Source organism: Terrisporobacter mayombei (assembly GCF_020748465.1).
GTDB lineage: Bacteria > Bacillota > Clostridia > Peptostreptococcales > Peptostreptococcaceae > Terrisporobacter > Terrisporobacter mayombei.
The window spans coordinates 509655-530752 of the sequence record NZ_JAHZMP010000003.1; the positions used below are offsets into that span (position 1 = coordinate 509655).

The 21098-nt window shown below is 30.4% G+C and carries 26 protein-coding genes; 2 read left to right on the forward strand and 24 right to left on the reverse strand.

Annotated elements, in window-relative coordinates; all coding sequences use genetic code 11:
• Positions 1-1047: a nicotinate-nucleotide--dimethylbenzimidazole phosphoribosyltransferase gene (gene cobT, locus K0039_RS13150; protein ID WP_228105526.1), complete on the reverse strand. Its 1047-nt coding sequence runs from the start codon at positions 1045-1047 to the stop codon at positions 1-3.
• A gap of 222 nt (positions 1048-1269) precedes the next feature.
• Between cobT and K0039_RS13155 the strand changes: the two genes are divergently transcribed.
• Entirely contained in the window at positions 1270-1461 is a 192-nt protein-coding gene (locus K0039_RS13155; RefSeq protein ID WP_228105527.1) for a hypothetical protein, read from the forward strand.
• Positions 1462-2007: 546 nt separating this feature from the next.
• Here the strand turns inward: K0039_RS13155 and K0039_RS13160 are convergent.
• Positions 2008-3159 (reverse strand): S41 family peptidase, encoded by a 1152-nt coding sequence (locus K0039_RS13160; protein ID WP_228105528.1) that lies wholly within the window; start codon positions 3157-3159, stop codon positions 2008-2010.
• Between the two features lie 168 nt (positions 3160-3327).
• Between K0039_RS13160 and K0039_RS13165 the strand changes: the two genes are divergently transcribed.
• Positions 3328-3897, forward strand: coding sequence for a 5-formyltetrahydrofolate cyclo-ligase (locus K0039_RS13165; protein WP_228105529.1), 570 nt, complete (start codon positions 3328-3330; stop codon positions 3895-3897).
• 86 nt (positions 3898-3983) lie between these two features.
• On the opposite strand, the gene K0039_RS13170 is transcribed toward K0039_RS13165, so the two are convergent.
• The 22 genes from K0039_RS13170 to K0039_RS13275 all read right to left on the reverse strand — a co-directional run bounded on the left by K0039_RS13170 (position 3984) and on the right by K0039_RS13275 (position 21016).
• Positions 3984-5996: a methyl-accepting chemotaxis protein gene (locus tag K0039_RS13170; protein ID WP_228105530.1), complete on the reverse strand. Its 2013-nt coding sequence runs from the start codon at positions 5994-5996 to the stop codon at positions 3984-3986.
• 230 nt (positions 5997-6226) lie between these two features.
• Positions 6227-6652 carry a hypothetical protein gene (locus tag K0039_RS13175; RefSeq protein ID WP_228105531.1) on the reverse strand — a complete coding sequence of 142 codons (426 nt, stop codon included), beginning with the start codon at positions 6650-6652 and terminating at the stop codon, positions 6227-6229.
• Positions 6653-6798: 146 nt separating this feature from the next.
• Positions 6799-7728 (reverse strand): transketolase family protein, encoded by a 930-nt coding sequence (locus K0039_RS13180; RefSeq protein WP_228105532.1) that lies wholly within the window; start codon positions 7726-7728, stop codon positions 6799-6801.
• Complete coding sequence (locus K0039_RS13185; protein ID WP_228105533.1) at positions 7721-8548, reverse strand: transketolase; 828 nt, start codon at positions 8546-8548, stop codon at positions 7721-7723. The genes K0039_RS13180 and K0039_RS13185 overlap by 8 nt, the downstream gene beginning before the upstream one ends.
• Before the next feature lie 155 nt (positions 8549-8703).
• Positions 8704-9069 carry a type II toxin-antitoxin system PemK/MazF family toxin gene (locus tag K0039_RS13190; RefSeq protein ID WP_228105534.1) on the reverse strand — a complete coding sequence of 122 codons (366 nt, stop codon included), beginning with the start codon at positions 9067-9069 and terminating at the stop codon, positions 8704-8706.
• Entirely contained in the window at positions 9062-9343 is a 282-nt protein-coding gene (locus K0039_RS13195; protein WP_018591921.1) for a hypothetical protein, read from the reverse strand. The genes K0039_RS13190 and K0039_RS13195 overlap by 8 nt, the downstream gene beginning before the upstream one ends.
• Positions 9344-9682: 339 nt before the next feature.
• Positions 9683-10276, reverse strand: coding sequence for a germination lipoprotein GerS (gerS, locus tag K0039_RS13200; protein ID WP_228105535.1), 594 nt, complete (start codon positions 10274-10276; stop codon positions 9683-9685).
• Between the two features lie 54 nt (positions 10277-10330).
• On the reverse strand, positions 10331-10708 hold the full coding sequence (gene acpS / locus K0039_RS13205; protein WP_228105536.1) for a holo-ACP synthase: 378 nt from the start codon (positions 10706-10708) through the stop codon (positions 10331-10333).
• Positions 10709-10887: 179 nt separating this feature from the next.
• Positions 10888-11151 carry a hypothetical protein gene (locus tag K0039_RS13210; protein WP_228105537.1) on the reverse strand — a complete coding sequence of 88 codons (264 nt, stop codon included), beginning with the start codon at positions 11149-11151 and terminating at the stop codon, positions 10888-10890.
• 3 nt (positions 11152-11154) lie between these two features.
• On the reverse strand, positions 11155-12549 hold the full coding sequence (gene atpD, locus K0039_RS13215) for a F0F1 ATP synthase subunit beta (protein WP_228105538.1): 1395 nt from the start codon (positions 12547-12549) through the stop codon (positions 11155-11157).
• A gap of 12 nt (positions 12550-12561) precedes the next feature.
• Positions 12562-13431 carry an ATP synthase F1 subunit gamma gene (gene atpG, locus K0039_RS13220; protein WP_228105539.1) on the reverse strand — a complete coding sequence of 290 codons (870 nt, stop codon included), beginning with the start codon at positions 13429-13431 and terminating at the stop codon, positions 12562-12564.
• A gap of 27 nt (positions 13432-13458) precedes the next feature.
• Positions 13459-14961, reverse strand: coding sequence for a F0F1 ATP synthase subunit alpha (atpA, locus tag K0039_RS13225; RefSeq protein ID WP_228105540.1), 1503 nt, complete (start codon positions 14959-14961; stop codon positions 13459-13461).
• Positions 14962-14976: 15 nt separating this feature from the next.
• Positions 14977-15519 (reverse strand): F0F1 ATP synthase subunit delta, encoded by a 543-nt coding sequence (locus tag K0039_RS13230; RefSeq protein WP_228105541.1) that lies wholly within the window; start codon positions 15517-15519, stop codon positions 14977-14979.
• Complete coding sequence (atpF, locus tag K0039_RS13235) at positions 15516-16016, reverse strand: F0F1 ATP synthase subunit B (RefSeq protein WP_228105542.1); 501 nt, start codon at positions 16014-16016, stop codon at positions 15516-15518. The genes K0039_RS13230 and atpF overlap by 4 nt, the downstream gene beginning before the upstream one ends.
• Before the next feature lie 97 nt (positions 16017-16113).
• Entirely contained in the window at positions 16114-16374 is a 261-nt protein-coding gene (gene atpE / locus K0039_RS13240) for an ATP synthase F0 subunit C (protein WP_018591930.1), read from the reverse strand.
• A 77-nt stretch (positions 16375-16451) separates the two neighbouring features.
• Positions 16452-17156 (reverse strand): F0F1 ATP synthase subunit A, encoded by a 705-nt coding sequence (atpB, locus tag K0039_RS13245; protein WP_228105543.1) that lies wholly within the window; start codon positions 17154-17156, stop codon positions 16452-16454.
• Between the two features lie 4 nt (positions 17157-17160).
• Complete coding sequence (locus K0039_RS13250; protein WP_074919683.1) at positions 17161-17550, reverse strand: ATP synthase subunit I; 390 nt, start codon at positions 17548-17550, stop codon at positions 17161-17163.
• A 6-nt stretch (positions 17551-17556) separates the two neighbouring features.
• Positions 17557-17787 (reverse strand): AtpZ/AtpI family protein, encoded by a 231-nt coding sequence (locus tag K0039_RS13255; protein WP_074919684.1) that lies wholly within the window; start codon positions 17785-17787, stop codon positions 17557-17559.
• An 86-nt stretch (positions 17788-17873) separates the two neighbouring features.
• Positions 17874-18503 carry a uracil phosphoribosyltransferase gene (gene upp, locus K0039_RS13260; RefSeq protein ID WP_228105544.1) on the reverse strand — a complete coding sequence of 210 codons (630 nt, stop codon included), beginning with the start codon at positions 18501-18503 and terminating at the stop codon, positions 17874-17876.
• A 14-nt stretch (positions 18504-18517) separates the two neighbouring features.
• Positions 18518-18970, reverse strand: coding sequence for a ribose 5-phosphate isomerase B (gene rpiB, locus K0039_RS13265; protein WP_228105545.1), 453 nt, complete (start codon positions 18968-18970; stop codon positions 18518-18520).
• Between the two features lie 298 nt (positions 18971-19268).
• Positions 19269-20306, reverse strand: coding sequence for an L-threonylcarbamoyladenylate synthase (locus K0039_RS13270; protein ID WP_228105546.1), 1038 nt, complete (start codon positions 20304-20306; stop codon positions 19269-19271).
• A 29-nt stretch (positions 20307-20335) separates the two neighbouring features.
• The gene (locus K0039_RS13275; protein WP_228105547.1) at positions 20336-21016 is read right to left on the reverse strand and encodes a ZIP family metal transporter; all 681 of its coding nucleotides are present in this window, start codon (positions 21014-21016) and stop codon (positions 20336-20338) included.
• Between the last annotated feature and the right edge of the window lie 82 nt (positions 21017-21098).

Here is a 21098-nt window from a genome sequence, read left to right on the forward strand (position 1 = left end):
CTATCTTCCCATATCTATCTCATCAAATGTTGCCATATTTTTATATACATAATTTGCAGCTTCTATTATATTAAAAGATAGTGCTGCTCCACTTCCTTCTCCTAGCCTCATATCCATATCTAAAAATGGTTGTAATCCCATAATCTCTAAGGCTTTCTTTGTTCCTGGTTCTGCAGATAAATGAGAAGCTATCATGTAGTATTTTGTTCTTGGATTAATATGATAAGCTAATAATGCTGCTGCATAAGATATAAATCCATCTAACACAATAGGTATTCTATTAGCCGCACATCCTATAATTACACCTGCCATGGAACCTATTTCGAATCCACCTACTTTAGCTAACACATCTATTGCATCTTTTGGATTAGGTTTATTTAATTCTATAGACTTTCTTATCACTTCTGCTTTATGCTTAATTAACTCTTTCTTTAGACCAGCTCCTATACCAGTAATCTCCTCTGGATCATAATTTCCAAAAACTGAAACTATAGCAGTAGATGGGGTAGTATTAGCTATTCCCATTTCTCCTATCCCAATTAAAGTATAATCATCTTGGATACACTTTTCTGCCATTTCTATTCCTATTGATATACATTTTTCTGCTTCTGCTCTTGTCATGGCAGGTCCTTTTGCCATATTAGACGTTCCTTTTCTTATTTTATAATCAATTACGCCATCTATTTTTTCATCACAATTTATTCCTACATCAACTGCTAACACATCAGCTCCTACAAATTTTGAAATTGTCCCCACACCATTTATTTTTTTAGGGAAGTTTTGAAATTGTAGTATAGTAATGTTTTGAGGATCTGGAGCTACACCTTCTTCATAAACTCCATGATCTGCTCCAAAAGCTATTATTGCCTTTTTTGATGTATCAAAATATTTTCTTCCATATATTCCTGCAAGTTGTGCACAAATATGCTCCAATTTACCTAAACTTCCTGTTGGCTTTATAAGCCTATTTAATCTTTCTTCTGCTTGTTTTATGTATTTTTCTTCTAATGGATAAATATTTCTTGATATATTTTCTATTAAATTCACGGTTGCCATCCCCCCTAGACTTTTTGTTTTTGTAATTTGTCTAAAATTTATATTGTTTGTTAAGTTTCCTACAATAATTATATTGTTATATATAAAAACTATCTAGTATTTTATTAACTTTTTAAACATTTTTTGGAATTTAAGGTATTTTTATTTTAGAGAATAGTATTTATTAATAAACAAAAAATATAAATAGATAAATATATTTAAGGAGATGATTGAATGAATAATTTCAATGATTTAAAAAACCTATACGAAGACGGTTATAGATGTATTTATCAAGACGGAACTGAAGGTGATAGAAATATATATCTAAAAAATTTTGATGAAGAGAAATCTACAGTTGTAAATCTTCAAGATGAAAATGAATTTTCACAGTTCCAAGATTACGTTGGTGGTTTAAGAATGTCATAATAAAAGGGAGCAAAAGCTCCCTCTTATTACGGTAAAACGAAATGACAAAATTATATATGTTTTTGCAACTAAGTGTATGATTTTTACTTTTATTCTTTCAAAAAACTTAATCAAGAGTTACAATTTTTTCTATTTTGTAGTTACTATTTGTTTAATAAGCTCTAAAAGTTCTTTCCTGTCAACTTCTAAATGCTTCTTTTTCTCCTTATATTCTTGAAAGTTAACAACTTTTGCCATAGTTTTCTTCATAAACTCACTTCCCAACTAAGATTATTAACTTATATAAGTAATTCTAGGTTATTTACCTTTTTCCTCTAAATTTTTTATTATTTTTTATAAAAAATATTAGATTTTTAATTTTTAAAATCAAAATTTGTAGAAATATTTGTTATTTTCTTATTTAGCATGTATTCTAATCCATCTTTAATCAATATTTTAATAACTATTATTTTTATAATTACTTATATATTAATTATTGACAACATTTATATTTTGAGTCATCTACTCAAACTATTTTTTGTTACATATAGTTTATTTATATATTTATTACTTAATTTCCTTCTTAATATATTCTAATGCTGATTTAAGTTGTTGATTTTCATTTGTCTCTTGAATTTTAGGTGTAATTCCCTTCCCGTTTATATAATCTCCATTTGGTGTAAAATACTGAGCAGTTGTTAATTTATATCCAGTACCATCTTTTAATCCTTTTACACTTTGTACTAAACCTTTACCAAAAGATGTTTCACCTATGGCTATAGCTTTATTATTATCAACCAATGCTGCTGTTAAAATTTCTGATGCCGATGCACTTCCTCCATTTATTAAAACAACCATTGGCATATCAACTTGTTTATCATCTGACTTATAATACTCTTTATTGCCTGTATTATCCTTTGTATAGACAATAGTTCCTTTTCCTATTAAGTCATCAGCTATATCTACGCAAACATCTAATAATCCACCTGGATTGTCTCTCAAGTCTATTACTAAGCCTTTGACTCCCTTAGATTCTAATTGACTTAAGTTTTCTTTAAATTCTTTATATGTATTTTCATCAAATGATTTTATTCTTAAGTAACCTATATTATTATCCATAACCTCATTTGATACACTCTTTGTTACTATAGTTTCCCTCTTAATATCAAAACTTAATTCTTCTCCCTTTCTTTGAATAGTTAATTTAACCGTTGTATTTTCTTTTCCTTTTATATGTTTAATTACATCGTCAATTTTTTTAGCCTCAACAGATTCGCCATCAACTTTTAGAACTATATCTCCCGATTTAATTCCAGCTTTGTCTGCGGGTGAACCTTCTATTGGAGAAATTATTGTTAACTTATTGTTTTCAGGATTAACACCTATATATACTCCAATTCCAACAAATGAACCACTTGTTTGTTCTTTTAAGCTTTCAAATTCATCTGCTGTGTAGTATTGTGAATATGGATCATTAAGGCCTTCAAATAATCCTTTTAATGCTCCATCAACTAGATTATTTCTAGATACTTCTTTGTAATAATCCTCCTGAATAAGTTCTTCTAAACCCAATAGCTTGTTATATTTTGCATAAGATTCATATAAGTCTTTCGATATTATTACTTTGTTTCCTAACGTAATTTGAAACATTGTTGTACCAATTATAGTTACTATTACAAGAATAATAGAATATATAAGGGCCCTTTTCTTAGATATCATTTGTTCATCTCTCCTTTAATCAATCTACTATATATTATATGACTAGCTTGTCTTTTTATTACTCTTTATCAATTATATTGCTTTAAATCTATAATTTTACTAAAATCTATATTAGGAAAGTAAAATTTAGGTAATTATATAATACCACAATTAAGAGGTGTAGATTATATGAAAAAAGAGTTTAGAAAAAATGTTATTATGCTTAGAAAAGAAAAAAACAAGGATTTTATTAAACACAACTCAGATATAATCACAGAAAAACTACTTCAGTTAGACTGTATTAAAAACGCACAAACTATTATGCTTTATTTAGACTTTAATAACGAAGTCGCCACAGATAGTTTAATTACTACACTTATAAACTTAGGTAAAACTGTGGCTTCACCTATAACTTTAAAAGAAGAAAGAAAATTGATACCTTCTCAAATTACAGATCTAGAAAATGGAATTCAATATGGCGCTTATAATATTAGAGAGCCAAAACCTGAATGCTCACCTGCTATAGACATCAAAGATTTAGATGTGGTTATAGTACCAGCTGTAGCTTACGATAAAAATTGCTATAGACTTGGCTATGGTGGCGGTTTTTATGATAGATTTCTTGAGAATCTAAGAGAAGATGCGGTTACTGTGGGAATAGCTTTTGATTTACAGGTTTTTGATGAAGTTCCAAAAGAAGACCACGATGCGCAACTAAACTACCTAGTGACTGAATCTACAATATTAACACCAAAATAAATTAAAAATATTTACATTTTAAATTAATAAATAAAAAACTGATTCCAATTTAGGAACCAGTTTTTTTATTATAATGATTTTTATATTTAATTTTCAACTTTGAAACCCGATGCAACATTTTTAAGTATTTGAGCCTGGTTTGATAACTCGTTACTTGCTGCTGAACTTTCTTGGGCTGTTGCTGCATTTGTTTGAACAACAGAACTTATTTGTTCAATTCCTTCTAAAGTTTGTTTTAGAGCTGCAGCTTGCTCAACAGATGCTGAAGAAATTTCATCTATTAATTTTACAGATTGAGAAACCTCTTCAAGTACATTTTCAAGCATTTTTCCAGTTTTAATGGCTATAAGGTTACCATTTTGTACAGCTTTAACTGATTCCTCAATTAAATGATTTGTTTCTTTTGATGCATCTGAAGATCTTGTAGCTAGATTTCTTACTTCATCTGCGACAACTGCAAATCCTTTACCTGCTTCCCCTGCTCTAGACGCTTCTACTGCTGCATTCAAAGCTAATATATTTGTTTGGAATGAAATATCTTCAATTACTTTAATAATTTTACTTATTTGTGATGATTTGGAATTTATTTCTTCAATAGCTAATATCATTTTTTTCATTTGATCATTACTTGTTATAGCAAGTTCTCCAGCAGATCTAACTTGTTTTGAGGCATTTAATGCATTATTTGCATTTGTTGATACTCTATCTGATAAATCATTTACTGTAGCTGTTAATTCTTCTGTTGTACTTGCTTGATATAGTGAGCCTTCAGCAAGTACTTGAGCGGCATTTGCTATTTCTTTTGAACCAACTGCAACGTTTTCTGATGTTTCAACAATTTTTCCTATAGTCTCTTTAAATATAGATGAAAGTTGCAATAACGAATTCTTTATCTTAGCAAAATCACCTTCATAGTTCTGCTTTAAATCAATCTTTAAATCTCCCGTTGAAAACTTATCTAATGATTCTGATATTTCATCAATATAAATAATATATTCATTCAACCTTAAAACAAGTTTCTTCATTGATTCAGCCAGTCTTCCAGTCTCATCTTTACTTTCTATATTTATTTCTGCATTAAGATTTCCTGCTGCCAGTTCTTCTGTTACATTCATAAGATTTTCAATTGGTGCAACTAAACTTTTTGTTACTGCTATGATTGCTACTATAAGAATTAAAAATGCTATTAAATAAATTCCTAATGTAGTAGATATAGATGTTTTTACTAAAGCCATATAACTATCTTTACTAATACTTAGAAGTACTTTCCATCCAGCATCTCTTGTACCACTTACTATGCTATAGCGCGTTTTACCATTTTCAGTATATTCTATTATTCTATTTGTTGTGTTATCTATTTCATTAAGTATTTTATCATCAAATCCTATTTCACTAACATTCTTAAGAACCTTCTCAGTATCTTTACTTGCCAATACTTGTCCAGTATTTGAGATAAGCATTGTGTATCCACCATCTTTAAAGTCAGTCTCCATTGTTGCCACTTGTTGACTTATATCTTCAATAGAAACATCAACTGCTGCAACACCTATAATTTCTTTATTATTCACATCATATACTGGAGCTGAAAATGTAACAACCATATTTCCAGTAACTGAATCTTCGTATGGCTCAGATATAATAAATCCATTTTCAATATCTTCACTATTTGAAAACCAGTAATTTCTTGATTTTAAATCAAATCCTTCATCGCTAAGATAGGTTCCACTATCAAATGCTAAATCTTCATTTGCTGAAGCAATATATGCATTTAAAATTTGAGTATCTTTTTCCTTTACATATCCAAGTGATTTATAGGCATCTTTATAAGATGAATGATTCTTATAATCCTTTCTAGTTGCATCTGTTAATACATTTCTTATAGATGCATTCCCTGCCATTTGTATTGCCATTGTTTTATATCTCGTAAAATATTCATTTATGTTGGAAACTATATTTTTTGTAGTTAGTGTTGAAATACTTTCTTGATTTTTAGATACAGTTTTTACTGTATTCTTCATAGTAAATACACCAGAAATTATCATAGCTAAAATGGCAATACCACCAATCATTGTTAAAATTTTAGTCTTAATACTTTTCATAAGTTTACCCCTTCCAATTCCACCTTATATTGTTCGATTTATAGATCAAAAAATAATATTTATAATATAAAGGCATAAGCTCCATTTCTACCAAAATATTACTGTATGGATAATATACGGATTTAAATATAAAAGCTTAATGAAAATTATTAATTTTCTGACAAATAATCATTAGGAATACATCTATAAAAAACACCCCAACTGTTACTAAGCGTTGGGGTTCAAATTTCTTATTTTTCTTCTTTTGAAGCATTTAATTGTATCTTGTCTGGCAAAGATTTAAGATTTGTTTCAGCAACTACAAAAGGATAGGATTTATCCTTGTCTTTATATGTAATATTTACTGTCATAACAGTTTTTTCTTCCACTGTATCCATGGTGATTTTGTCTATGTCTATACCATGCTCTTTTTCTCCTCTTGTTACTATAACATATATCTTATCATCTAGTTTTACTGCTAAAGCTCTTTCTTCATCTTCGTACTTATCCATAATATCTAATATTTTTTCTGGAATAGATTCTCTTTGCACCATTGTAAAATCTACAGGCTTTGAAGTATCTAAAAATAATTTAGGTATAAAAACAAATCCTAAAACTATAAATAATATTAGTATTACACCATATATTACTCCTTTGATATTAAACTTAATCTCCACATTATCCCTCCTATCTCTTATAAATATATGAGGAAATAATCTTTGATAGAATCAAAAAATTCACTTTGTTTATATACCCAAACGATATGATTTTACATAAAAAGGCATATTTAATAAAATATTAAATACGCCTTTTATATATATTATTAGTTTAATGCTTCTTTAACTTTTTCTACTATATTCTTAGCATTTAAACCATATTTTTCTAATAATTCATTTGGTGTTCCTGACTCACCGAAGCTATCATTTACTCCAACTTTTTTAACTATTGTAGGATGATTTTCAGATACAACTTCACTTACAGCTGACCCTAATCCACCTATTATACTGTGCTCTTCTGCTGTTATTATTGCTTTAGTTTCTTTAGCAGCTTTTATGATAAGTTCTGTATCTATTGGTTTTATTGTAGACATATTGATAACTCTAACATTTATGTTTTCTTCTTTTAACATATCTGCAGCTATTATTGCTTCGTTAACCATTATTCCACAAGCTATTATTGTAGCATCGTTACCGTCTCTAAGAACAACACCTTTTCCAATTTCAAAATTATAATCTTCTTCAAATATTGTTGGAACTGCACTTCTTCCAAGTCTAACGTACATTGGCCCATTAAACTCTGCTGCAGCAAATATCATCTTTTCAGCTTCAACTCCATCAGCTGGAACAACTACTGTCATATTTGGAATAGATCTCATTAAAGATATATCTTCCACACTTTGGTGAGAACCACCGTCTTCTCCAACAGTTATACCTGCATGTGTAGCACATATTTTAACGTTTAATTTAGGATAGCATACTGAGTTTCTTATTACTTCGAACGCTCTTCCAGTTGCAAACATAGCAAATGTACTTGCAAAAGGTATCTTACCTGCTGCTGCAAAACCACAAGCAGCTCCTACTAAGTTTTGCTCTGCTATACCCATGTTAAAAAATCTATTTGGGTATGCTTTTAAGAAGTCATTTGTTTTAGTTGATTTAGATAAATCTGCATCTAAAACTACTACATCATCATTTATTTTTCCTAATTTAACTAAAGCTTTTCCGTAAGCCTCCCTAGTTGCTATTTTACTCATGGAAAGCACCTCCTAATTCTGATAATGCTTGTTCAAGTTGTTCCTCACTTGGTGCACTTCCATGCCATGACGCTTGGTTTTCCATGAAAGACACGCCTTTACCTTTTACTGTTTTAGCTATTATCATTGTTGGTTTACCTACTGTATCTTTTGCCATATCTAGAGCTGCAAATATTTGGTCGAAGTCATGACCATCAATAGTTATTACATTCCATCCAAAAGTCCTAAACTTATCTTCTATAGGATTAATGCTCATTACTGAATCAACTTCTCCATCAATTTGAAGTCCATTGTAATCAAGGAATGCTATCATATTATCAAGCTTGTAATGGGCCGCACTCATAGCAGCTTCCCATATTATTCCTTCTTGAACCTCTCCATCTCCTAATAATGCATATACATTCCATGGAGCATTGTCTAATTTAGCTGCCATAGCCATTCCGCACGCAACAGAAAAACCTTGTCCTAATGAACCTGTTGACATTTCAACACCAGGTATCTTTTTCATATCAGGATGCCCTTGAAGCATACTTCCTAATTTTCTTAAATGATTTAACTCTTCTTTCTCAAAATATCCTCTCTCAGCTAATGTTGCATATAAAGCTGGAGCTGCATGACCTTTTGATAAAACAAATCTATCTCTATCTTCCATTTTTGGATTTGTTGGGTCAATATTCATTTGATCAAAATAAAGAGCTGTTAAAATCTCAACTGCTGATAATGAACCTCCCGGATGTCCTGATTTTGATTTACATATCATTGAGACAATGTCTTTTCTTATTACATTAGTAATTTCATTTAATCCTTTATGGTCTCTCATGTAATTTACCTCCCTAAGTTATATACTGAGGCTATTGGTTAATTAGCCATATTGTATTTAAATCTCATTATATTATAACATCTTTATGATGTTTTTTTGTGTTTTTTGTATATAAAACAAAAAAATTATTGATATGCTACTATATCAATAATTTTTTATATGCTAAATAAATCTAAACTTATTTGCAGTCCATTATTTACTTTTAGCATAGTTTTATTATCTAGATAACCTATTTTTTCTCTCAGTCGCTTTTTGTCTATGGTTCTAATTTGCTCTAAGAGAATTACAGAATCTTTATTAAGCCCATATTCACTGGAGCTTATTTCTATATGAGTAGGCAATTTTGCTTTATTAATCTGGGATGTTATAGCCGCCACTATGACTGTCGGGCTATATTTATTTCCTATATTATTTTGGATTATTAAAACAGGTCTAACGCCTCCTTGCTCCGAGCCAATAACTGGACTTAAATCTGCATAAAATAAATCTCCTCGCTTAATATCTAAGCCAAGATTATTCAACTTTAGCTATATCTCCTTCAGAATCATCATCCAAAGATACGTCATCTGTCATACCAAGCTCTGCTAATGATAAGTTGATTTTAGCCATTTCTTTATAACCCTTTATCATACTTTCTTTTAAATTAATTTTCTTTTTTTGGGTTATATAAAACTGAAAAGCAGCTTTTGCAAAATCTTCCCTATTACTATTTTCCATCTGAACTATTTGATCCACCTCAGATAAAATATAGTCGGGTAAAGTAAACATAATTTTTTCTTTATTTTTATTGCTCACAAAATCGCCTCCCAGAGAACAATATCTCTTATATTTTATCAGATTCCTAACTAATTGTAAAATTGCATTTGTTTCCATATAAGTACGTTCATTTGTCGTGTATTTAGTAAGCAAAATTAAATTTCTTTTCTCTTATTTTAATTTTTATACACCTTATGTTAAATATTATAACCTACACAACTTTTTTTATGTCTTAAATAATAGTTTCTGGAGCAAAAATTTACTATACAACTTATTCATTAATAATAGCTTTGTTATGACTTTTAATATCCTTTTTATTTTAGTAAAACAAATTATTATGTCATCTAGATTTCTCTTAAGTTGTTTATACTATTTTATTTATTTTTCATACTTAAAATCTTCATATGTTACTATAAATATAGGTTTATCTTCATTATCTAGTATTTCCATTTTATTTGGATTTTTAGTCTTATTATCTACATATAAAACTTGTTTATTAAAATATTTATTATCGCCTGGTATTTTTGTTTCTATTTTTAATTCACTTTCTGTAACTTCTAAAATTATTGATTCATTTTGCCTATAGTTTTTTATAAAATCTCCAATAAATAAATAATGACTATCATTATTTATATTAGGAAGTTCTATTGTATCATTGGTACTAGGATTGCTAACTAAAACTTTATCACCCTTATATTCAATAGTTTTTCCTTGTAAATTCTTTGGTGACTTGACTTCTAACTTATAATAATCAGGTTTTTTATATGTGTGTTTAAAAATATAGGTAGTATTCTCCTTATTTCCTATAGCTTCTACTTTTGCAGTACAAGTATATGATTCAATTTTTGAAATTTGATTTTGGAAATCCTCATATACTTCTTCCTTCGTATATTCTTTTCTTCCACATCCAACACTATATAGAGTAATTATTGAAACAATTATTATTAGTAACGAATACCACTTATTTTTCACAAAGTACCTCCTAATTTATTTTTATTCATTCGTATATTTAAATATATCTTATTTTTACATTGTAATTGTTATAGCATTTGCAACAGCATAGTTCTCACTATGAGATATGCTTACCTTTATTTCTAAAACACTATATTGTATGCAAATTTGTTCCAAATTATTATAAGTTTTTACTATAGGCTTTCCTAAGCTATTTCTAAGTACTTCTATATCTTTAAAATTATAACCCCTTATACCCAATCCTAAAGATTTGCTAATAGCTTCTTTTGCTGCAAAATTACCAGCTATTGTTTGAGGATTATTTCCCTTTTCCTCAAACATTTCTATTTCTCTCTGTGTAAATATCTTTTTTAGAAAATCACCTCTTTTACTTAATGCATTTTTAATTCTCTCTACTTCTATAATATCTGTCCCTATATCTAAAATATTCATGTTTTCCTCCCATAAATTCTCTCTAATATAATTATCTTACCTTATTTTAAACAATTATATTACCGTTAATAATATTTTTGTTTTATACACCAAATCTTAGTTTTAGACAAAGTAAAAAGACTAGGATCATTCCTAGTCTTTTTACGTAATATTATATTCTAGTTTTAAAGTCCACAGACTTAATCGTTCCATTTAGCGGACTCAGTTAGTATAGTCGTTTTTTCTTTACTAACAGTCATGAAACCACCAGATATTTGGCCAGATTTAAACTTGCCATCTTTTTTTATTCTTAATTCTCCATCGATTAAACCAACAACGAAAGGTATATGATCTTTTAATATAGCTCTATCCCCTTGTGTTGTTCTAGTTATAACCATTTCCACCTCACCTTGGTAGAACTTTTCTTCTGGAGTTACTATTTCAAGTTGAAATATGTTTGCCATGACCTATCTACTCTCCTTTGCCTTAGCAACAACTTCATCTATTGTTCCTGCAAGTAGAAATGCTGATTCAGGTAAGTCATCATGTTTTCCTTCTAATATTTCTTTAAATCCTCTTATAGTTTCTTTTACTGGTACATATTTTCCTTCTAATCCAGTAAATGCTTCTGCAACTGAGAATGGTTGAGAAAGGAATCTTTGTATTCTTCTCGCACGAGCAACTATAACCTTATCTTCATCAGATAATTCATCCATACCAAGTATAGCGATTATATCTTGTAATTCTTTATATCTTTGAAGTATTGATTGTACTTCTCTTGCCACTTCATAATGCTCATTTCCAACTATCTTTGGATCTAGTACTCTTGAACTAGACTCAAGTGGATCAACTGCTGGATATATACCTATAGCTGCTATTTGTCTAGATAAAACTGTTTTCGCATCCAAGTGAGCAAATGTTGTCGCTGGAGCTGGGTCAGTTAAGTCATCCGCAGGTACATAAACTGCTTGAACAGATGTTATAGAACCTTTCTTAGTTGATGTTATTCTCTCTTGTAAGTTACCCATTTCTGTAGCAAGTGTTGGTTGGTATCCAACTGCTGAAGGCATACGTCCAAGAAGCGCAGAAACTTCTGAACCTGCTTGTGTGAAACGGAATATATTATCTACGAATAAAAGAACGTCTTGATTTTGTTCATCTCTGAAGTACTCTGCCATAGTAAGTCCAGATAAGGCAACTCTCATTCTAGCTCCTGGTGGCTCGTTCATTTGTCCGAATACTAGAGCTGTTTTATTTATAACTCCAGAATCTTTCATTTCATGATAAAGGTCATTACCTTCTCTTGTTCTCTCTCCAACACCAGCGAATACTGATATACCACCGTGTTGCTTAGCTATATTGTTTATAAGCTCTTGTATAAGAACTGTTTTTCCAACACCAGCTCCTCCGAATAGACCTATTTTACCACCTTTTAAGTATGGTACTAGTAAGTCAACTACTTTTATACCTGTTTCAAGTATTTCAGCAGTACTTGCTATATCATTATATTCAGGCGCTTGCCTATGTATCGGTAATTCAGATGCGTCCTTTGGAGTTGGACCATCATCAACTGGCTCTCCAAGAACATTGAATATTCTCCCTAGTGTTGCATCTCCAACAGGAACACTTATTGGTCTTCCTGTATCTACTGCTTCCATTCCTCTAACTAGTCCATCTGTAGCACTCATTGCTATACATCTGACTGTATCATCACCTATATGTTGTGCAACTTCAGCAACTATTTCTTGATCTCCTAACTTTATAACTAAAGCGTTTAATAAGTTAGGTAGGCTGTTTTCATTATCAAACTTAACATCTAGTACAACACCTACGATTGATACTATTTTCCCTACGTTGGCCATTTCCTAACCTCCTTATTTTAGAGCTTCTACCCCACCTACTATCTCTGTTATTTCTTGAGTTACAGCCGATTGTCTAGCTCTGTTGTAACTTAATTCTAAATTAGATAGCATTGTGTCTGCATTATCTGTTGCTGAACTCATTGCAGTTCTTCTCGCAGCTTGTTCTGATGCGAAAGATTCTATAACTCCATCATAAACTATACCAGAAACATATTTAGGTATTATATGACCTAAAACAACTTCTGCCGATGGTAAATATTGAACTCTAGCTCCTTTTGCAGCTTGCTCTTCTGTTTCCTTATTTTCTTCTTTTTCAAATGCTAAAGGTAGCACTTTTAATAATTTCGGATTTTGAGTCAAAGGAGACACAAATTCTGTATATACTATATATACTTCATCTATTTCACCTTTTTTATATAAATCCATTGCTTCATTTGCAAATTCAAGTGTTTGTTCATAACCACATTTCTCAACACTTTCTGCTGATTTCAAAATATCATAGCCTCTTTTTGAAAAATATTCTGTTGCTTTTTTACCTATCGGCATGATTTTTTCATTTTTATTACCCATGTGGTTAAGTGTTAATTTTATTATGTTTGAGTTATATCCGCCCGCAAGTCCTCTATCTCCTGCAACAACAATATAACATTTACTTTTTACTTCTCTTTGTTTTAAGAATACATTTCTAACGCCACGTGTACTTGTGGCTATATCTCTCACCGTATCATACATTGTTCCAAAGTACGGTCTAGCATTTAAAGCTCTCTCTTTTGCTTTTCTCATTTTCGAAGAAGCAACAAGTTCCATAGCTTTAGTAACCTGCTTTGTACTATTAACACTGTTAATACGTGTTTTAATCTCTTTAATTCCAGCTCCTGCCAATTAATTTACCTCCTTTTGTAAAAAGGATTACGCTTCAACAACAAACTTTTTCTTAAATTCTACTATTGCGTTTGTTAAATCAGAAGAGAAATCTTCTGCTGCTAATATTTTTTTAGATACTTCTGGATAGTTTTCATCTACAAATCTGAATAGCTCTTTTTCAAATATTGCTACATTACTTACTGGTATATCCTCTAAGAAATTATTTATAACAGCAAATATTATCATAACTTGGTTTTGAACTGCCATAGGGTCAGTTTCATTTTGTTTTAAAACAGAAACTATTCTTTCCCCTTGAGCAAGTCTCTTCTTAGTATCTTCATCTAAGTCTGACCCAAATTGAGAGAATGATGCAAGCTCTCTATATTGTGAGTAAGCAAGTTTTAATGTACCTGCAACTTTTTTCATTGATTTAATTTGAGCATCACCACCAACCCTTGATACTGATATACCAGGGTCAACTGCTGGTCTTATACCTGAATAGAATAATTCTGGTTGTAAGTATATTTGTCCATCAGTTATTGATATTACGTTAGTTGGTATATATGCAGAAACGTCTCCTGCTTGAGTTTCTATGATTGGAAGTGCAGTCATAGATCCTCCACCTAATTCATCAGATAACTTAGCAGCTCTTTCTAGTAATCTTGAATGTAGGTAGAATACATCTCCTGGATAAGCTTCACGTCCTGGTGGTCTTCTAAGTAGTAATGACATCTCTCTGTAAGCAACTGCTTGTTTACTTAAATCATCATATACTATTAAAACATGTTTACCATTGAACATGAACTCTTCACCCATTGCAGCTCCTGCATATGGTGCAAGGTATTGAAGTGGTGCAGATTCAGAAGCTGTAGCTGATACAACTATTGTGTAATCCATTGCTCCACCTTTTTCTAATGTATTAACAAGTTGTGCAACTGTAGAACGTTTTTGTCCTATTGCAACGTATATACATATAACATCTTTACCTTTTTGGTTTAATATTGTATCTATAACTATAGAAGTCTTACCAGTTTGTCTATCACCTATGATAAGCTCTCTTTGTCCTCTACCTATTGGTATCATAGAGTCTATAGCTTTTATGCCAGTTTGTAATGGTTCACATACTGATTTTCTTGCCATTATTCCAGGTGCTTTACTTTCAACTGGTCTAGTTTTATTAGTGTTTATAGGTCCTTTACCATCAATAGGTAAACCAAGTGGACTTACAACCCTACCTACTAAAGCTTCACCAACAGGAACTTCAACTATTCTTCCTGTTCTTTTTACTATGTCACCTTCTTTTATTCCACTGTCATCTCCAAATATAACAGCCCCAACAACATCTTCCTCTAAGTTAAGAGCCATTCCATATATTTCTCCTGGGAATTCAAGAAGTTCACTTGACATTACGTTTTCTAAACCGTATACTGTGGCGATACCATCACCTACTTTAAGTATACTACCAGTATCAGTCATTTCTATTTTATTATCATAATTCTTAATTTGTTGTTTAATTATAGAACTTATTTCTTCTGGTCTTAAGTTCATGGGTTCACCGCCCTCCTAAGAAATTACTTGAGAAAGTTGGTCTTTTATATTATCTAAACGAGTTTTTACAGATCCGTCAATTTGTGTATTTCCTAATCTTACTAAAACCCCACCTAATATACTTTGGTCAACTTTATTCTCTAAAGTAACATTTTTATTATATTTTTTTGAAAGTTTTTCTTCAAGTTCTTTAACTTTTTTATCAGTTAAAGGTATAGCACTTATTACAGTACCTTCGATTATATTATTTTTATCATTTAGTAGTTGCTTAAATGTTAATTCTATTGATTTTAAAGAAGATATTCTTCCCTTCTCAACTAGTATTTTCAAGAAATTTTTTAAGTTATTATTTATTTTATTATTAAATAATGCTTCAATTAATTGAACCTTTTCAATTTTAGCTACTAAAGGTGATTTTAAAACATTATCTAAGTCCTTATTATTTTTTACTGTATCTACTACATTGCATAATTCATTGTAAATTTCTTTAGTGATATTTTCATCTTCACTTAGTTGGAACAGGGCTTCTGCATATCTGTTAGCTATTATATCTATCATTTAGCTTCGCCCACCTCTTCGATAAATTTGTTTATCATTTCCTCATGTTTAGCTTGGTCAATATCTTTTTCAATTACCTTAGAAGCAGCAAGTATAGCTATGTTAGAAATATCACTCTTAAGTTCATTCATAACTTTTTCTTTTTCTTGTACTATATCTTTATTAGCTCTTTCTTTTAAGCTAGTAGCTTCTTCTCTTGCAGTAGATATTATTTCATCAGACTTTTGCTCAGCTCTAAGAGTTGCTTGCTTAATGATTTCTTGACCTTCATTTTTAGCAACCGCAATTTTTTGTTCGTATTCAGCTCTAAAAGCTAAACCTTCACTTTTCGCTTGCTCTCCTGTAGCTATATCTGTTTTTATTGCCTTTTCTCTAGCATCTATGATATTCAAAACTGGTTTGAATAAAATTTTTCTTAGTATCCAAAATAGAACAATTGTATTTACTATCTGAATAGCTAATTCCCAAGTTATGGTTACTACTGGTTTAACACCCATCTACTAATCCTCCTTTCCATCATCCATAATTTATAGTTAGGAGATTAATTTATAATTTCTCCTAACTATAAAATCTTATTACAAATCGTCTTCAATTTTATACCCATGGATTAGCGAATATTAAGATTATAGATATAACAAGACCATATATACCTGTAGACTCTGCAACTGCAGCACCTAATAGCATTGTAGAGATTATATCTCCTTTAGCTTCTGGTTGATTACCAACAGCTTCTGCACCTTTACCAGCTGCATATCCTTGACCTATACCTGCACCTATACCAGCTATAACTGCTATACCTGCACCTATTGCAGAACCTGCTATAGCGATTCCTTGTTGTAAAGTAGTAATTTCCATAATTTTAATCCTCCTCGAATTTTAACTTTTATTTTTTATTATTATTCTAATATGCCAACATTTAATTTGCATATATTTTACTCTGTTGAGTTTGAAACAAATACCATTGTAAGCATTATGAATATAAATGCTTGTAAACATCCTGCAAATAAATCAAAGTAGAAATGTAATGGTACTGGTATTAATAATTGTAAGAATGGAATTGAAACATTTGGTATCAATGATGATATAAATGCTAATAACTGATAAAGTAATCCCATAATTACTGTTCCTCCTAAAATATTACCAAATGGACGGAATGTAAGCGATATTGGTCTAGCAAATTCACCTACTATGTTCAGTGGTAATAATAACGGAACTGGTTCTAATAAACCTTTAAAGTATCCTGGTCCTTTAACTTTAACCCCTTCGTAGTAAATTAAGAAGCAAGTAATTAAAGCCCAGGCTAAAGTTGTGTCTACATCAGTAGTTGGCGACTTAAAACCTAATAAGCCAATCAAGTTGGAACATACGAAGAAAAGAAATAAAGATCCAATATAAGGGAATATATTAGGCATTCTTTTTTCTATATCATCACCCATGTTTCCATGAATAAGGCTTCTAAGTGATCCAACGGCATACTCTAACATAATTTGTCTTTTTGTAGTTGGTACTGGCTGAAGATTCCTTGTTAATAAAAATGCTACTACTATTAACCCAACCATTATAATCCAACTAGTTACAACAGTTTCACTAATTTTAAAACCATTTGCAAATTCAATGACCCATTGTGTATACTTCACTTATTTATACCTCCTTTCTCGATATTCTTGATATTATAAGTTTTTTTATAAATATAACAATCTGAGTACTTATTAATCCTAAGACTGTACCTATAACATGTATATTTGGATTTTTTACTGAAACAAATAAAACTACTGCTACAATAAACATCCTTATCAAATATCTAATTCCGGAATAAGCTTGGGCTTTTCCTGGCGGCATATCTGCTGCTTTTTCCAGGGTAATTGCTAATAACCTAAAATTAAGTATCGCAATTATACTACCAAAAACAACCCCCAATATTACGTGAATTGGTTGTTTAGAAATAACTAAAGATATTATTCCTATTATAATGGCATATATACATATACCCTTTGTTATTTCTTTAACTTCTTGTTGTACTTTTATATCCATATTCTATCACTTCCTTTTTGTGTATCCAATTACAGTTTTATATACAGACATAAAAGCTCCTCCTACTCCCAATACTAAAAATATTAGCATGAAAATAGGTTCTGTATTTAATTTATCATCGATAAATTTGCCTATAAAAAAACATCCAAATATGGAAACAACCATCATAATACCTAGCTGACTCATTAAAGAAAGCATTTGTGCTATTTGTGCACCTGTACTTTTTTTATTACTCATATAAAACTATGCTCCTCTATACTAAGAATATAGTTATTTTATCTATAATAAGGAATCTATTTAAGCAATAGATTCCCTAAGATATACTATTTAGTACCAAATAATCTATCTCCAGCATCTCCTAATCCTGGAACTATGTATCCGTGATCATTTAATTTTTCATCTATAGCTGCTACATATATATCTACATCGTTGTGATATTTTTGTACTTCAGCTATTCCTTCTGGAGCTGCAACTAAGTTAACTAACTTTATACTTTTTGCTCCCCTTGCTTTTAAAACATCTATAGCTGCTACTGCTGAACCACCTGTTGCAAGCATTGGGTCAACTACTATCATTTCTCTTTCATCTATATCTTGTGGAAATTTAGAGTAATATTCAACTGGCTTTAATGTCTCAGGATCTCTATAAAGACCTAAGTGACCAACTTTAGCTGCTGGTATTAAGCTTATAAATCCATCAACCATTCCAAGTCCTGCTCTTAATATAGGTACTATTCCTAATTTTTTACCTGATATCATTTTTTGAGTAGTTTTTACAACAGGTGTTTCTATTTCTACATCAACTAATTGTAAATCTCTAGTAACTTCGTATCCCATTAACATTGTTATTTCTGTTAATAATTCTCTAAAGTCTTTAGACCCAGTTTCTTTATCTCTCATTATTGTTAATTTGTGTTGTATTAACGGATGATCCGTAACTATAACTTTGCTCATTACTATTAAACCTCCTATTTATTATGCTTTTTTTCTATATCAACTATCATGTTAACTCTTCTTAAATGTCTATCTCCTTCGAATTCTGTATTAATCCAAGCCTCTACTATTTCTAATGCAAGACCTCTTCCTAATACTCTTTCTCCAAGAGATAACATATTTGCATTGTTGTGTGCCTTAGACATTTTTGCTGAAAAAACATCTGAAACAACAGCACATCTTATACCAGGAACTTTATTTGCTGCTAAAGATATACCTATTCCTGTTCCACAACATACAATTCCATAATCTACTTCTTTCGAAATAACTGCATTCGCAACTTTCTCCCCATATATTGGATAATCTACTGAATCTTGTGCATTATTCGTCCCAAAATCTATGTACTCTATTCCTTTTGATTCTAGAAAATCAATAATATCTGATTTTAAATTAAATCCTCCATGGTCACATCCCAAACCTATTCTCATAATTAGAACTCCTTTTTAGTATGTAAAGTAATTATATTTTAAAACTTGTGATAATTATTCCAATCACACAGCATCTTTTATGTTTGATTTTTTTTTAACTAGTTTATTTAATTATACATAATTTTTTATTAATACTCCATAGAAAAGCACAATTTTTTTTAATATTTTATTAGTTTTTATTTGAATTTCATCCAAAATATTCCAAATTTACAAAAATTTGTATTCATTTCTTTTTAAAATGCTATTGATAATTTTATAATGATTATTTTTAACTTTTCAACTTCATACTTTTATTATTTTATACTTTTATTATTTTATACCCAGCAGATTTAAGTAGCCTATTCATTATAGCTCTACCAACCCCAAAATTAGGAAATTCCTCTGTATATACAATGTTATATTCGTTCTCATCTGCAGTAATAAGTGCATTAAATAAATTTGAAGCAACTTCCTCCAAATTTCGACCTAATACTATTGTATCACACTTATATTTATTATTATTTTCTTCTAAGCACATTACTGCACATTTTAATCCTTTTTTAGCTCCATCATAAGATAATTCATTTACTTTTTTTACAACATTATCTATATCACCCGATACAATATATACATCTGCATTTGGTGAGTAATGCTTATATTTCATTCCTGGTGCTTTTGCCTTGATATTATCTTCTTTTTTTTCTAAAGCTGGATCAATATTCACCTGGCCAATAGCATTTTCTAAATCCTCTTTTGTAACACTACCTGGTCTTAATATAGTAGGAATATCATTTGTTAGGTCTAGTACTGTTGATTCTAGGCCAAAGGTGCAATCTCCTCCTAATATAATTCCATCTACTCTATTGTTCATTTCTTCATACACATGCTTGCCTCTTGTAGGTGATGGTCTTCCTGAAATATTAGCAGATGGAGCGGCAATTGGCAATTTAACTTCCTCTAAAAGAGCCTTAGCAATAGGATTAGAAGGCATTCTAATTGCAACTGTGTCTAAACCACCACTAGTTCTCATTGGTACTATATCTTTTTTCTTCAATATAATAGTTATTGGACCTGGCCAAAATTTATTCATTATAATCTGTGCATTTTCATTAATGTCTTTTACTAGGTCATTAACTTGTTTTTTATCATATATATGTACTATTAATGGATTATCACTAGGTCGCCCTTTTGCCTCATAAATTTTACTTACAGCATTTTCATCAAGAGCATTTGCACCTAATCCATAAACTGTTTCTGTAGGAAATATTACTGTTTTCCCTTCTTTTAGTATTTCTGCTTGTTTTTTTATTTCATCTTTGTTTATATGTTTCTCGTCAATTCTGCTTATAAATGTCATCTTATTTCTCACTCCCTTCTTAAGTAAATCTATATACAATATACAATTATTGTACCTGCTAAAAAGCCTATTATACTATATAGACTTTTAGATTTTGGCATTATTTCATCTAAAACTACAAATAACATTGTTCCTGCTGCCAAAGATAGAAATACACCAATTAAAGATTTGAAAATCCCTGCAAAATATACTCCTAAAAAACTACCTATTCCCATAGGTATACCCGCTATAAATGTAAATAAAATTATTTTTTTTGTAGGAACTCTAGCTCCAGCCAAACTAAGAGCTGTAGCCAGTCCTTCTGGTATATTGTGTAGCCCAATTACTATAGCAAGGGTAATTCCTAGAGTTTGTGCTGATACAAATGATGATCCTATTGCCAGCCCTTCTGGCAAATTATGTAGTAGTATACTTATAAATATTAAATACCCTGACTTAACATCTTCAGCGAAGTCTAGTCTACTTTTTATAAACATTGTTAGTAGTACCCCCATAAATGTAAATACTACCGTATAAATTAAACCACTTGATTCCATTGCCTCTTTCATCAAATCAAAAACTACTACAGCTAACATAATTCCACCGGAAAATCCCATACAAAAATTAAGATACTTGTCTACTTCTTTTCTAAATATTGCAGATACTATTCCTCCAATTCCTGTACCTAATACTCCAGCCAATAGTCCTATCAGTGTGACTTTTAGTATCATTCTATTTAACTCACCCCATATTTATATTTTAATATATCACTATATTCAATTATATTTAAGTGGCTATAGAAAAAATCCCTAA